This window comes from Luteibacter yeojuensis (genome assembly GCF_000964085.1).
Lineage (GTDB): Bacteria > Pseudomonadota > Gammaproteobacteria > Xanthomonadales > Rhodanobacteraceae > Luteibacter > Luteibacter yeojuensis_A.
The window spans coordinates 1-13,629 of record NZ_JZRB01000042.1; the positions used below are offsets into that span (position 1 = coordinate 1).

Consider the following 13,629-nt stretch of genomic DNA (forward strand, 5'->3'; position numbering starts at 1 on the left):
GGGAGCGCGGTTGTGGTTACGGTGTGAGTTCCAGCGTCATGACCTGGAACGGCTGCAATGTGACGGTGCTCGGCTTGTCGGCATCGAGCGTCTGCGCAGGCTGCGCCGCATCGGCCTTCCACGGGCTCTTTGCCTGGAAGACGCGCTTCGCGCCCGGTGGCAATTCGAGCTGCCGGCCGAGGTCGATGACGAAGGCCTGCGGCGCGTCCGACGGGTTGCGCAGGGTCAGGATCGCCTTGGCCGGCGTCCACGACGCCCAGCCGTACACGTCCAGCCGCCCCGGGTCGCCACCCACCCAATGCGTATCGCGCAGCACGCCCGCGTTCGCGCGCGACCAGCGCGCCGCCTCGGCAAGCGTGTCCCAGTCGCCGTCCGAGAGCAGCTCCGGCGTGATGTACAGCTCCTGCAACGCGGTGCCGCTACCGAAGTACGAGTGCACCTCGTTGGCAAAGTCATGCCCCGGGTCGGTGTTGAGCTTGCGGTTCTCGCGGGCGTAGATGATCCCGTGCAGCATCAGCGAGTTCAGGGGGAACAACGGGCCCTTCTCCACGATGTTGTGGTACGTCTCGCGGTCGCGGTAGGTGATCCAGCGCTCGCGCTTGCTGCCCACGCCCACCAGTTCGTCGTCCTCGCCATCGCGCCAGATCGAGTCGGCGTACATCAGCCAGAACGGCGAGGCCAGCGTGCCCGTGGTGAGGTTGATGAAGAGATCCGGCTTCGCCTCGCGCAGGTCGTCGATGAGGTGGATGGCCGCGTCGAAATCACTGTCGAACACGCTGCCCGGGAACACCTTGTTGGCGTTGCCGGTGCCGTCGAACTTGAACTGGTTGACGCCGTTGTCCTTCACCAGCGCCATCGTCACGTCGTGGAAGCGCTGGTAGTACTTCGGGCCCGATAGGGCCATGCCCTTGTCGACGATCTCGTAGCCGGCCTCGCCCGCGCGCCGCGCACGCTCCTTCGACGGCGGCCCGTAGCCACCCCACGGCGACAGCCACATGCCCGGCGCCGCGCCGTATGCTTTCGCAGCCTCGGCCAGGGGCTTGAAGCCGCGGGGGAAATCCTTGCTGAAGGCCCACGTGCCGCTGTAGTCGTCCCAGCCGTCGTCGAACAGGAACGAATCGAGCTTCACGCCACGCTTCGTGGCCAGCTCCTCGCCCACGTGGTGGATGCGCTCCAGCGCCTGCTGCTCGGTGTACGGCGTGAAGTAGCCGATGTCGTACCAGGAGTTGTAGTGCAGGAAGGTGCGGTAGGGGTGCGCGCGCTCGCGTTCGATGTAGGTGAGGAAATCGCGGCGCAGCTGGTTGTCATGGGTGGCGCCGATGGCCGCCGAATACGTCACCGAGGTGCCCTTGCGCAGGGGCAGCTCGCGCTCCACCCACAGCTGCACCTTGCTGCCGCCCGCGACCTGGCTCTTCGACAGCGGGTTCTCGAAGCCCAGCCAGTCGCGGCCTGAGACCACCGGCGACCCATCGACGCTACCCACCACTTCGGAATCCGGCAGCTTCGCCTGCAGCAGGTCGACACGGCGCACCGGCTCGTCGGCCTTCAGCGCCGTGATGGTGACGATCTCGCGCAGGTACGCCGAGCCCTCGCGCTGCACCCACTGCACGTCGACGCGGAAACGCTGCGCCTTGTCGGTGAAGCGCGCCTGCAGCGCCTTGCCCGGCACGCGCTCGGCGCCGCGGGATGCCTTCGGGTCGGCCTTCAGGGTGGTGCTGCGCACCTTGCCGTCGAGCGTGAAGTCGTTCGGGCCGAGCACGCTGTCGTCGGCCATGGTCAGCTGGAACGGCACGGCGATCGGCAGTTCGCGCTGGTTGACGTGGTCGGTGACCACCACATCCGTGAGCTTGCCATCGGCCACTTTCCAGGCGAGCGTCATGGCGCCCGTGCCGAAGTCATCTGCCACGGCCAGCGGTGCCAGCGTCATCGCGCAGGCGGCCACCAGTGCGCGCATCCGAACCCTTGCCTTCCCCATCCAACGTTCTCCCAAGTGGTATTTGCTACACATGCCATGGCTCGACGCGGACAAGCGGCCGCAGGCCGTCCACCGTGTCGATACGTACGAAGCCGGTTTCATCCCCCAGCGCATTGGCCGCGCCGCAGGCCACGGCCAGGCGCAGTGCCTCGTCGAGGCGTTCGCCTCGTGCCAGCGAGGCCACGAGGCCGCCCAGGAAGCAATCGCCGGAGCCGACGGCGTTGCGCACGCCCTCGACCTGGAGCGAGGCCTTCCACGCGCCGTTCTCGTCGATGCCCACCGCACCCTGCCCGCCCATGGTGAGCACGGCGTGGCGCACGCCGCGGGCGTGCAGCGCGCGGGCCACGGTGGCCGCGTCGGCCAGCGTCGCCACGGGCGCCCCCAGCAGGTCGGCCGCCTCGGCGGCGTTCGGCTTCAGAAGCCACGGGGAGCCATCGGCGGCGGCGCGCAGCGCGTCGCCACTGGCGTCGATGGCGCACGGCAGGGCCAGCTCGCTGGCGATGCGCGCGTAGTAATCGGGAGCGAAGCCCGGCGGCAGGCTGCCCGTGCAAACGACGGCCTGGCTTTCGCCGGCCCAGTGGCGCAGCACCTGGTCGAGCACGAAGCGCGTGTCCTCGCCCGGGTCGTCGCTGCGTTCGAGGATCTCGGTGGTGCGGCCATCCGCCTCGCGGATGGCGAGGCACTGGCGCAACGGCACGGGCGAGCGCACGGCGCGGAAATCGACGCCGCGCAGGCGCAGGCGTTCGCTGAATTCGGCGGCGTGCGCGTCATCACACAGGCCCACCAGGGTCACCGGCATGCCCAGCGCGGCGATGGTCTGCGCCACGTGCACGCCTTTGCCGCCGGGCCGCTCATCGGCGGGCGTGGCACGGACAACGTCGCCGGGCCGCAGCGCCGAGACGTCGACGAGGCGGTCGATGGCGCTGTTGTAGCCGGCGACGGTGATCATGCGCCGCGCCCCACCAGGGCGGCGGCATCCGCCGCCGAGGCCTGGGCCGTGGTGCCGCCCAGCGCACGCGTCGACAAGGCGCCGCACGCGGCGGCCCAGCGCAGGCAGGCGTCGAGCGGCTGCCGCTCGAGCCACGCGTGCAGGAAGCCCGCGTTGAAATTGTCGCCAGCGCCGGTGGTATCGACCGCGGCCACGGCGTACGCCGGCACGCGCAGCACATCGCCGCCGTGCAGCGCGAGACAGCCCTCGCGGCCATGCTTCACCACGACCGTGGGGCCCAGCGCCGACAGGATGCGAAGCGCCGCGTCCACGTCGTCGGTGCCCGCGAGGCCACGTGCTTCCACGGCATTCGGCAGGAAGACGTCGACCAGCGGCAACAGCTCGCGCAGGCCCGCGCCCCACCCGCGACCCGGGTCGAAGCCCGGGTCGAGCGATACGCTGAGCCCCGCCGCGCGGGCACGCCGGACCAGGGTCGGTAGATCGGCCTGCAGCTTCGATTGCAGGTAGTACGACGACACGTGCAGGTGCGCCGCGCCGCGCAACGCGGCATCACCCACATCGCTGCCACGCAGCTCCGCGATGGCACCGGGATACGTCACCAGCGCCCTGTCGCTGGCACCCGAAAGCGCCACGGTGAGGCCCGTGGCGTGCGCGGCATCGGTAACGATGCCGGCGGTATCGAGCCCCGCCTCGCGCATCACGTCGATGCAGAAGCGGCCACGCTCATCGTCGCCCACGCGGCCGATGAAGCGCACGGTGTTGCCAAGCCGCGCCAGCCCCAGCGCGCAGATGAGCGACGAACTGCCCGGCACCTGCAACGCGCCGCGGGCCAGCATCTCCGTCCCGGGCACGGGCATCGTATCGATGCCCGTCAGGATCAGGTCGACATTGACCTCGCCGGCGACGACGACGGTGCTCACGCGGCATCGCCCTCGTGCAGCGTGAATTCCCCCACCACGCGCGTCAGCACGCCTTCGGAGGGCGTATCCGGCCGGTGGCCCAGCGCCAGGCAGCGGAAGAACGCGAACAGCTGGCCCACCGCGGTGTGCACCAGCAGCTGCTGCGCGGGTGGCAATGCGTACAGGCCCGGCAGGTCGACGGCGAGGCCACGGGCGCCAACCAGGGCGGGGTCGATATCCTGGCCCACGACGAGGCGCGTATCGCCCAGCGCCTTCGCGTCGAGCTCGCGCAGCAGGTCCACCTCGTAGGCGCGCACCGCCGCGTCACCCGACAGGAAGGCCACCAGCACGCCCCCGCGGTTGAGCCATGCCATGGGGCCGTGGCGGAAGCCCAGGAACGTTTCCGCCAGCGTCACGGTATCGCCGCCGCTCATCTCCAGCATCTTGAGCGCCGACTCGCGCGCGGCGCCAAACGCCCCGGCGGTGCCAAGGTAGACCGCCGTATCGCGTTCGGCGGCCGCCACCGCGGCGATCGCATCGGCGTACACGTCGAACACGCGCTCCACCAGCGCCGCCGCGCCGTCGGCGGGCCGCGTCGCGCCCAGCGCGCTGCCGGCCAGCAGCATGTTGGTGAAGCTGCTGGTCATCACCAGGCTGCGATCGTTGGTGCGCGGGTCGAGCACCACCACGTCGACGCGCGGCTCGTCCACGTACCGGGTGGCCAGGCGGCCCGCCGCGTTGCAGGTGATGACCAGGTGGCGCCAGCCCGGCGCGTGCGCCAGCACGGCATCCACGGCACCCACGCTCTCCGGGCTGTCGCCGGAGCGCGCGATCGAGATGAGCAGGCCATTCGGCCCGGGCAGCGCGCCCGCGCGGTGGGTCAGCAGGTCGCCGGCGGGGACGGCCCGCGCCGGGATCCACAGCTCCGCTTGCAGCACGGGGGCCAGGGCCTCGCCCACGTAAACGGAACTGCCCGAGCCCGTGATGGCCAGCTGCGCGGGGCGCGCGGCCATGGCGCGGTCGAGCACCGCGCGGAAGCCGGCCCCCTGCGAACCGGCCGTGGTGCGCCAGGTCGCGGGCTGTTGCAGGATCTCGCGCAGGGTGTCGGCGAAGCCCAGCTCACGCTGGCGGGCACCCGGCATGCCACGCAGGCCAGCGAGGGAAAGTACGGCGTCGTTGGAAGGAACGGTCATCGTGGGGCTTGACTTAGGCTAGGTTGAAAACGAAAGATAACGAAACTTTCGATTGCAGCGTACCCCCGGAGAATCACCCTATGCAAGCCCCGACCGCCACCACCCCCACGCTCGCCACCCTCGACCTGCCGCCGGGCAAGCGCACGCGCCTGCAGCGGATGCTCTACGGGCACGGCCCCGGCAACGGCACCCTGCTGGTGCTGCCGCTCGACCAGGGCCTCGAGCACGGCCCCACGGATTTCTTCCCCCACCCGCCCGCGCTGGACCCGGCTTACCAGTTCCGCCTGGCCGAGGCCGGTGGTTTCTCCGCCATCGCATTGGGCATCGGCCTGGCCCAGAAATACATCGGCGAGTATGCCGGCCGCGTGCCGCTGATCCTGAAGCTCAACGGCAAGACCAACATCCCCGATGACGGCGACGCCACCTCGCCCCAGTTCGCCTCGGTGGAAGACGCCGTGCGCCTGGGCGCCGACGCCGTCGGCTACACGCTGTACGTGGGCTCGCCGCGCCAGCACGACGAACTGCGCCAGCTGCGCCAGGTGCGCGAAGACTGCGACCGCTACGGCATGCCGCTGGTGCTGTGGTCGTACCCGCGCGGCGCGGCCATCGACGCACGTGGCGGCAAGGGCTCGCTCTACGCGCAGGATTACGCCGCGCGCGTGGCGCTGGAAGTGGGCGCGGATATCGTGAAGCTGCACGAGCCGGACGACCGCCGCGACGGCGTGCCGGGGCCTTACGCCTCGCTCGACGAAGACGCCGCCGGCCGCACCTCGCGCGTCGTCCGCTCCGCCGGCCGCACCATCGTGCTGTTCTCCGGCGGCGAGAAGAACGACGACGACGATGCCGTGCTGCGCAAGGTCGAGTTCTACATGCAGCAGGGCGCGACGGGCGTGATGTTCGGCCGCAACATGTGGCTGCGCCCGTTCGAGCAGGCCGTGGCGCTCACCCGCCAGGTGCATGAGATCATGAAGCGCTACCCGCGCTGAAGGCTCCGCTGATGACCGACGACCGCCACGACGCCGCCTGGGCTGGCTGCCTGTGTTGTTCACCGCCCGCCACCCGCGCCTCGGGGGGCGGCGAGGCCGGCAAGAATCCACTGGAAACGGCACCCGTGGATGCCAGCCTGCGTCTGGTCGATTTCGCGCCACGCAGCATGCTGGCGGCGCCGGGCACGCGCGTTGCCACCCCGCGTTTCCCCGTCATCGACATGCACACCCACCTCACCTGGATGAAGCGCACGCGCGGCGGCGTGTCGCTGGGCGAGGAGATGGTGCAGTTCGCCACGCCCGAGGCGCTGCTGCCGCTCATGGACCGGAAGAACATCCGCTGCATGGTGAACCTCACCGGCGGCGTCGGCCGCGGGCTGGCGGATACCATCGCCCGCTTCGACCACGCAGCGCCAGGGCGCTTCCTCACGCTCACCGAGCCCTCGTTCCACCTGTTCGGCGAAGCGGATTACCCGGCACGCCAGGCCGACGCCCTCGCCGATGCCGCGCGCCTCGGCGCGCGTGGCCTGAAGCTGCTGAAGACCCTGGGCCTGTACCTGCGCGAAGGCATCGACAGCGGCGCGCTGGTGGGCCTGGACGATGCGCGGTTCAACCCGATGTGGGAGACCTGCGCGGCACACCAGCTACCCGTGTTCCTGCACACGGCCGACCCGCTCGCGTTCTTCGAACCCACCGACCGCCACAACGAACGCTACGAGGAGCTGGCCCAGCACCCCGACTGGTCGTTCTACGGCCGCGACTACCCCACGCACGCCGCACTGATGGCCTCGCGCGACCGCGTCATCGAGCGCCACCCCGGCACCACGTTCGTGCTGCTCCACGTGGGCAACCAGGGCGAGCGCCTGGATGACCTCGCCGACACACTTGCGCGCTACCCCAACACCATGGTCGACATCAGCGCGCGCATCGGCGAGCTCGGCCGCCAGCCACGGCGCAGCCGCGCGTTCATCGAACGGTTCCAGGACCGCGTGATGTTCGGCACCGACGCCGTGCCGCCGCCCTATGGCAACGCCGTGCCGCAGCAGCTGCTGTGCGACGAGCTATACGAGATCTACTATCGCTTCCTCGAGACGGAAGACGAGTATTTCGACTACGCGCCGGCGGCCACGCCACCCCAGGGCCGCTGGAGCATCTACGGCCTGGGCCTGTCTTCCGCTATCCTTCGCAAGGTCTACCATGACAACGCGGCACGCCTGCTGCGCCTGGATTGAAGCGAACGATGACGCCACGACGTGGAAAAGCGCCGCCTGGGAAACTGCTGATCGAGGAGCGCCGCCGCGCCATCGTCGACCTGCTCCGCGACGAAGGTCGCGTCACCGTCGACGACCTGGTCATCCGCTACGGCGTCTCGGCCGTCACCATCCGCGGCGATCTCGAGGCCCTCGAACTGGCCGGTTCCGCCAAGCGCTCGCACGGCGGCGCCGTCCCGGCTGAGCCGTCGCCCCAGGACGTGCCGCTGCCCATCAAGGAAACCCGCCGCCTGGCCGAGAAGCGCCGCATCGGCGAAGCCGCCGCGCGCATGGTGGCCGATGGCGAAACCATCATCCTCGACTCCGGCTCCACCACGGTGGAGATCGCCCGCTGCATCCGCCAGCGCAAGTGGACATCGCTCACCGTCATCACCAACGCGCTGAACATCGCGCTGGAGCTCAGCGGGCTGCCCACCGTCCGCGTCATGATGCTCGGCGGCATGCTGCGGCAGACCTCGTATTCGCTGGTGGGCATGGACGCCGAGCGCGCCCTCGCCCGCCTCTCGGCCGATCGCCTGTTCCTGGGCGTCGACGGCCTCGACACGAAGGTGGGCGTCACGACGCCCGATCCCCAGGAAGCCAGCCTCAACGCCATGATGGTGAAGTGCTCGCGCGAAGTGGTGGCCGTGCTCGACGCCAGCAAGATCGGCCAGCGCAGCCTCGCCGTCATCACGCCCACCAGCGGGCTCAACGTGGTGATCACCGATACCAGCGCGCCCAAGGGCGCGGTGGACGCCCTGCGCGAGCAGGGCGTCGAGGTGCAATTGGTCTAAGGCGCCTTGCTCGCCTGCAGGGCGTCGCCACCCTTGCGCAGCAGGGTGACGTAGCCCGCACTGCGCTCCATCAACTGGGTGATATAGGCCACGTACTGTCGGCGCAGCTCGGGAATCAGCGAGCCGTCACCGTTTAGCCGCTCCGGCTCGAAAGGCGCGATATCGACCGCTGCGGCGGACAAGGCGCGCCCGGCAAGCATCGCATCTTGGGCGTCCTTGCCAGCAAGCGCGGACAATGGGCCGATATTCAGGTATTGCATGCCGGGGAGCGCCTGGGTCTGTGCCATGTTCGCGCTAACGGCTGCCTCGAAACCCGCCGCGGCACGGAAGTCGACATCGGCAGCGGTCGGCGGCAGGAAGGCCTGCCCGCACATCGCAGGTACGGGTGTTGAAGGCGATTTCGCTGCGAGCATTTCCATGGACAACTTCATGGAACGCTGGGCTACCAAGAGCGTCGCGCCGTGATCGATCATCGTATTGGTATGTGCATGCATGCGCCGGAAGGTCGCGGCGGCCGTACATGCCTTCGAAAGGCCGCCCACCTCGTCGCCGCCAACGAAGCGCAAGGCGGCGTCAGCGGGCCACAATTGCAATGGCGTGATCCGTGGGATCAGCGGCGCATCAAACAGGGGCTCGTTCGTATTCCACCAGATATCGTAGTTGGCGATGCTTTCCACCTTGGCCAGCACCACGGGATGTTTGTCCAATACGACGCGGATCGCGGCCTCGTGCTTTCTCGCATGGTCAAGGCATGAGTTGGCGTCTGCCGGACAAAATACCTTGCGTTCGTCGGCGCCGATTGATTCGTCACCGAAGGTATTTAGCAAGGGATAAACATTCCGGCCCGGCGGCGGTGCCAGGAGCGGCAGTGCCGCGGCAAGCGCCCTCTGCTCGGGCGTGGGTGTGTACGAGGAAGGAGCCACATCCGTGGCTACCGCCGCGGCCGTCGGAGCCACGAGGGCCAGCATCAACATGAGTCGCTTCATTCCTGGTCCCTGCTCCATGGCGTGCTGCGGACGATACCGCAACCTCGTGTCGTTTACCCGCCTCCCCGCAGCCGCCCCTCGGGGAACATGTGCTCGCTGAAGAAGTCGATGAACACCCGCAGCTTGGGCAGCACGTGCCGGCCCGAGGGCCACAGCAGGTGGAAGCTGCTCGATGCATCGAGGTAGTCGTCGAGGATCGTCACCACCGCACCCGTCGCCAGGGCGTGGCGCGCGGAGTGGTCGGGGACGAACGCGATGCCGTGGCCGCGGGTGGCGAAGTGCACCCGGCTCTGGATGTCGTTGCAGACGAGGGATTCGGGCAGGCGCAGGTCGGCCGCGTCGCGTAGCGGCCAGGTTTCGAGGCGGCCCGTGCTTGGATAGCGGTAGTGCATGCAGTGGTGCTGCATGAGGTCGCCCGGCCTACGCGGCGTGCCGTGTTTGCGCAGGTAGTCGGACGACGCGATGAGGTAGCGGTTGAAGCTGCCGAGGTAGCGGCCGGCCAGGCGCGAATCCACCGGCGTACCGACTCGCAGCACGGCATCGAAACCCTCCTCCACCACGTCGACCATGCGGTCGGTGAAATCGAGGTCCAGGGCGATATCAGGGTACGCGGCGACGAAATCGGCGAGCACGGGCAGCACGAGGTCGTTGACGGTGGGCAGGCTGACGCGCAGTCGCCCGCGTGGGCTGCCGACGCGTTCCGACAGTTCCGCCCGCGCCGCCTCGGCTTCGTCGAGGATGCGGCGGCAGCGCGCGAGGAAGAGATGCCCTTCGGCGGTCAGCGTGACGCTGCGGGTGCTGCGGTGGAACAGGCGCACGCCCATGGACGTTTCGAGCCGGGCGATGCTTTTGCCGATCGCGGCGGCCGACACACCCAGGGCGCGCCCGGCGTCGACGAAGCTGCGCAGTTCGGCCACGCGGACGAAGGTTTGCAGGCTGCCGATGCTATCCACGGGGGCGACTCCATTGCGGACATTTCTGTCCCGTCAGCGACGAAGCCTACCCGTCTTTATCCGCTATCGCATCTACCCTACCCTTTACCCCATTGTTTTCCTTGGAGATTCCCGATGACCCGGATGCAGCGGGAGGCGACCTCGATGCCGCTTCCGTTCCCCTGGGTGGGGCTGGCGTGCCTGGCGGCCGCCGGCTTCATCACCATCATCACGGAGGCCCTGCCCGCCGGCTTGCTGCCCACGATGAGCGCCAGCCTGCGTGTCAGCGAGGCGCTGATCGGCCAGCTCGTCACGGTGTACGCGCTGGGCTCGGTGCTCGCCGCCATTCCCGTGGTCGCGCACACGCGGCGCTTCAACCGGCGGCCGCTGTTGCTCGCAGCCATCGCGGGCTTCGCCATCGCCAACACCATCACGGCCCTGTCGGGGTCTTATGCGCTGATCCTTGTCGCCCGCTTCGTCGGCGGCATCAGTGGCGGCCTGCTCTGGGCGCTGGTCGCTGGCCACGCGCTGCGCATGGTGCCTGGCGAAAAGCAGGGCCGCGCCATGGCCGTGGCGCTGGTGGGCGCGCCGCTGGCGTTGTCGCTCGGCATCCCCGCCGGCACGTGGCTGGGTAACGCCATCGGCTGGCGCGCGACGTTCGGCATCATGTCTGTCTTCAGCGTCGGCCTGTTCGCCTGGGCGCGTTTCGCGCTACCGGACTTCCCCGGCCTGCCAAACCCCGGCCCGCTGCGCCTGAAAAAAGTCATCGCGCTGCCCGGCGTCGCCCAGGTGCTGGGCACCTTGCTCGTCTTCATCCTCGCGCACAACGTGGTCTATACCTACATCGCGCCGCTGGTAGCGATGGCCGGCGCGGGGGCCGCGGTCGACCGCTACCTGCTTATCTTCGGCGTCGCGTCGGTGGCAGGGATCTGGCTGGCGGGCGCGTTCGGCGACGGCCACATGCGCACGCTGGTGGTCGGCGGCATCGTCGCGTTCCTCGCCTCGGCGCTCGCCATCGCCCTTTTCCCACGTGACCTGCCCGTGCTCGCCGTGGCGTTGGGGACGTGGGGCGTTGGCTTCGGAGCCACGCCCACGCTGCTGCAGACGGCCCTGTCGCGCAACGCGGGCGCATCGGCCGACGTGGCGCAATCGCTGCTGGTCACCGGCTGGAACCTGGCCCTGGCGCTGGGCGGCATGCTGGGCGGCGCCGTACTCGACCGCGCCGGCGCGGGCGCGCTGGCGTGGAGCATCCTGCCGATGCTCGTGGTGGCCCTGGCCACGGCGTGGCGGCCGGCGGCATGGCGCCGCACGGCCGGTTGAACCGGTGGCTCAGGTGCCGTCGGCGACCGCAGGCACTTCGTTGACGTCGCGCACGCTGTACACGTCGATGGCGTACGGCGCGGCGGCATCGCCGGTGCTCTTGAATCGGCCGAAGACGGTGGCGTCGGCGCGGGCGCTCTTGCCGGCAAGCGCGCGGCGGAAGCTCGCGACGTCACGCTTATGGCTGCTCGTCTCGTCGATGGCCAGCGCCACGCCGCCCTTGCACTGGGCGTCGGCGAGCGTCGTGACCTTGCCTTCGCTGCTGGCGATGCCGCGTACGGTCACGGTCGTGCCAACGTAGCGGTCCGCCGTGCCGAGCACGGTGCACAGGCTGTCGGGCGGCGTGTCGTCGCGGGCCATGGCGGGCATGGTGGCGATGGCGAGAGCCAGCGCGGCGCCTGCCGCCCTAGCGATGGTCTTGGTGTTCATGGTGGTTCCCCCGTTGCCGTTTGGACGGCTGAACGGAAGATCGTCCTGTTGCGGCATCGCGTCAATAAGAAAATTGGGCATGAAACTGGGCTTAGAATGGCTTCCATGGCCGCTATCCCCGCCCATCCCGACCTGAGCCTGCGCAGTTACGACGGCGACACGGGCACCGATCGCCACGACTGGGCGCAGCTGGTGCTGCCCGTGCGGGGCTCGCTGACGCTCGACATCGCGGGGCGCGAAGGCCGGCTCGACGTGGCCCGCGCGGCGTATGTGCACCCCGGGGCCTGGCACACCACCATCGGCGACCGCCCGAACCACTCCCTCGTGCTGGACGTGGCGGGTGCCGACATCCCCGATGGCATCGCCGACCGGCTGGCCAGCCAGGGCTTTGTCCCCATGGCGCCCGCCGCCACCGCGCTGGTCGATTACATGCGGCTGATGGTGGAGGACCGCGCGCAGGGTGAAGCGCAGCTGGTGCGCTGGGTGCCGCTGCTGCTCGATGCGCTGGGGCGCGAGCGGCCGCGGCCGCTCAGCCGCCTGCAGGCCACGCTGGCGTCGGTCGAGGACTCCCTCGCCCATCCCTGGACGGCCGCGCTCATGGCCCGCCGCGCCAACCTCAGCACCAGCCGCCTCCACGAACTGTTCCGTGCCGAGCTCGGCACGTCGCCCCGTGCCTGGCTGGCCGAACGGCGCCTGGCCCGGGTGCGCGAATGGCTGGCCCGCAGCGACCGGCCCATCGCGGCCATCGCCACTGATGCCGGCTATGCCGACCAGAGCGCCCTCACCCGCGCCATGCGCGATGCCATGGACATTACCCCAGCGGCCTATCGCCGACAGCAACGCGAGACCACGCCAACGATCCCGTAGCCCCTGCCAAGCGCCCGGCGTGCACGCGCTGCGATCATGGCGCCGTGTATCCGAGGAGTCCGCATGGACGGCAAGGCCAACATTCCCCTGGGCATCCTGTTCGGCATCATCGCGGGCGCCCTGTGGGGCACCGTGTTCGTCGCGCCGCAGCTCGCGCGCGACTTCACCGGCCTGCAGCTCGCCGCCGGTCGTTACCTCGTGTACGGCGCCATCTCGGCCGTACTGCTCGTACCCCGCTGGCCTCGGCTACGCGCGTGGCTGGAGCCGCGCCACTGGCGTGCGCTTGTCGGCCTCAGCCTGCTTGCGAACATCGTCTACTACGTGGCGCTCGCGACAGCCGTGCAATGGGGCGGCGTCGCCATGGCGTCACTCGTGATCGGCTTCCTGCCCGTCGTGGTGACCGTGGTGGGCAGCCGCGCGGTGGGGGCCGTTCCCCTGCGCCGGCTGGCACCTTCGCTCGTGTTCAGCGCCATCGCCATCGCGTGCATCGGTGGCCAGGCCCTGGTGGGTGGCGGTGGCTTTGAATGGCGGCGCGCCGCCGGTTTCCTCTGCGCCGTGGCCGCGCTGGTCTCCTGGACGATCTACGCGCTGCGCAACGCGCGCTGGCTGCACCAGCTGCCGCATGTTTCCGCCCACGACTGGAACCTGCTGACGGGCCTGGTCACGGGGGCGCTTTCGCTACTGCTTGTGCCCGCGGCGCTTTACTTCGATGCCTCGACGCATACGGCCGCCGCGTGGTCACGTTTCGCGGCCATCAGCGCGGGGATGGCGGTGTTCGCCTCCATCCTCGGCAACAGCTTCTGGAACCGCATGAGCCGGATGCTGCCGCTCACGTTGGTCGGGCAGATGATCCTTTTCGAGACGTTGTTCGCGTTGCTGTATGGGTTCGTGTGGGAGTGGCGGGTGCCGGTCGCCAGCGAGTGGGTGGCCATGGTGTGCGTGGGGTTGAGTGTCGTCAGCTGCCTGCACGCTCACAAAAAGTAAATGTGGGAGCGCGCTTGCGCGCGATGTGCTTGCGGCACCCCCATCGCGCGCAATGAGGTGACCCC

General features: G+C 69.6%; 13 protein-coding genes. 6 read left to right on the top strand and 7 right to left on the bottom strand.

Annotated elements, in window-relative coordinates; translation table 11 throughout:
• Positions 1 to 16 precede the first annotated feature (16 nt).
• Genes VI08_RS16450 through VI08_RS16465 form a run of 4 tightly spaced genes read right to left on the bottom strand, consistent with a single transcriptional unit; the run spans position 17 to position 5,016 of the window.
• A complete protein-coding gene (locus VI08_RS16450) occupies positions 17 to 1,954 on the bottom strand; it encodes an enterotoxin (RefSeq protein WP_198148980.1) in 1,938 nt (645 codons plus the stop codon).
• Between the two features lie 46 nt (positions 1,955 to 2,000).
• Positions 2,001 to 2,924 carry a 1-phosphofructokinase family hexose kinase gene (locus tag VI08_RS16455; protein ID WP_045830710.1) on the bottom strand — a complete coding sequence of 308 codons (924 nt, stop codon included), beginning with the start codon at positions 2,922 to 2,924 and terminating at the stop codon, positions 2,001 to 2,003.
• The gene (locus tag VI08_RS16460; RefSeq protein ID WP_045830711.1) at positions 2,921 to 3,844 is read right to left on the bottom strand and encodes a carbohydrate kinase family protein; all 924 of its coding nucleotides are present in this window, start codon (positions 3,842 to 3,844) and stop codon (positions 2,921 to 2,923) included. Before VI08_RS16460 ends, VI08_RS16455 begins: the two co-directional genes overlap by 4 nt.
• Positions 3,841 to 5,016, bottom strand: a complete 1,176-nt coding sequence (locus tag VI08_RS16465) for an SIS domain-containing protein (RefSeq protein WP_045830712.1) — start codon at positions 5,014 to 5,016, stop codon at positions 3,841 to 3,843. The genes VI08_RS16460 and VI08_RS16465 overlap by 4 nt, the downstream gene beginning before the upstream one ends.
• Positions 5,017 to 5,096: 80 nt before the next feature.
• Between VI08_RS16465 and VI08_RS16470 the strand changes: the two genes are divergently transcribed.
• The 3 genes from VI08_RS16470 to agaR are packed head-to-tail and all read left to right on the top strand — an operon-like array spanning position 5,097 to position 8,046.
• The gene (locus VI08_RS16470) at positions 5,097 to 6,002 is read left to right on the top strand and encodes a class I fructose-bisphosphate aldolase (protein ID WP_045830713.1); all 906 of its coding nucleotides are present in this window, start codon (positions 5,097 to 5,099) and stop codon (positions 6,000 to 6,002) included.
• Between the two features lie 11 nt (positions 6,003 to 6,013).
• Positions 6,014 to 7,234: an amidohydrolase family protein gene (locus VI08_RS16475; RefSeq protein ID WP_045830714.1), complete on the top strand. Its 1,221-nt coding sequence runs from the start codon at positions 6,014 to 6,016 to the stop codon at positions 7,232 to 7,234.
• 8 nt (positions 7,235 to 7,242) lie between these two features.
• Positions 7,243 to 8,046: a transcriptional repressor AgaR gene (gene agaR / locus VI08_RS16480; protein ID WP_045830715.1), complete on the top strand. Its 804-nt coding sequence runs from the start codon at positions 7,243 to 7,245 to the stop codon at positions 8,044 to 8,046.
• Here the strand turns inward: agaR and VI08_RS16485 are convergent.
• The gene (locus VI08_RS16485; RefSeq protein ID WP_157006868.1) at positions 8,043 to 9,032 is read right to left on the bottom strand and encodes a hypothetical protein; all 990 of its coding nucleotides are present in this window, start codon (positions 9,030 to 9,032) and stop codon (positions 8,043 to 8,045) included. The two genes, agaR and VI08_RS16485, sit on opposite strands and share 4 nt — an antisense overlap.
• Positions 9,033 to 9,085: 53 nt before the next feature.
• A complete protein-coding gene (locus tag VI08_RS16490; RefSeq protein ID WP_045830717.1) occupies positions 9,086 to 9,985 on the bottom strand; it encodes a LysR family transcriptional regulator in 900 nt (299 codons plus the stop codon).
• A 144-nt stretch (positions 9,986 to 10,129) separates the two neighbouring features.
• Here VI08_RS16490 and VI08_RS16495 point away from each other — a divergent pair, with 144 nt between their 5' ends.
• Complete coding sequence (locus tag VI08_RS16495) at positions 10,130 to 11,284, top strand: MFS transporter (RefSeq protein ID WP_232309578.1); 1,155 nt, start codon at positions 10,130 to 10,132, stop codon at positions 11,282 to 11,284.
• A gap of 9 nt (positions 11,285 to 11,293) precedes the next feature.
• On the opposite strand, the gene VI08_RS16500 is transcribed toward VI08_RS16495, so the two are convergent.
• Positions 11,294 to 11,713: a hypothetical protein gene (locus VI08_RS16500; RefSeq protein WP_045830718.1), complete on the bottom strand. Its 420-nt coding sequence runs from the start codon at positions 11,711 to 11,713 to the stop codon at positions 11,294 to 11,296.
• 105 nt (positions 11,714 to 11,818) lie between these two features.
• On the opposite strand from VI08_RS16500, the gene VI08_RS16505 reads away from it, so the two are divergent.
• Positions 11,819 to 12,580, top strand: a complete 762-nt coding sequence (locus VI08_RS16505; RefSeq protein WP_052698024.1) for a helix-turn-helix transcriptional regulator — start codon at positions 11,819 to 11,821, stop codon at positions 12,578 to 12,580.
• Between the two features lie 63 nt (positions 12,581 to 12,643).
• A complete protein-coding gene (locus tag VI08_RS16510; protein ID WP_045830720.1) occupies positions 12,644 to 13,564 on the top strand; it encodes a DMT family transporter in 921 nt (306 codons plus the stop codon).
• Positions 13,565 to 13,629: the final 65 nt, after the last annotated feature.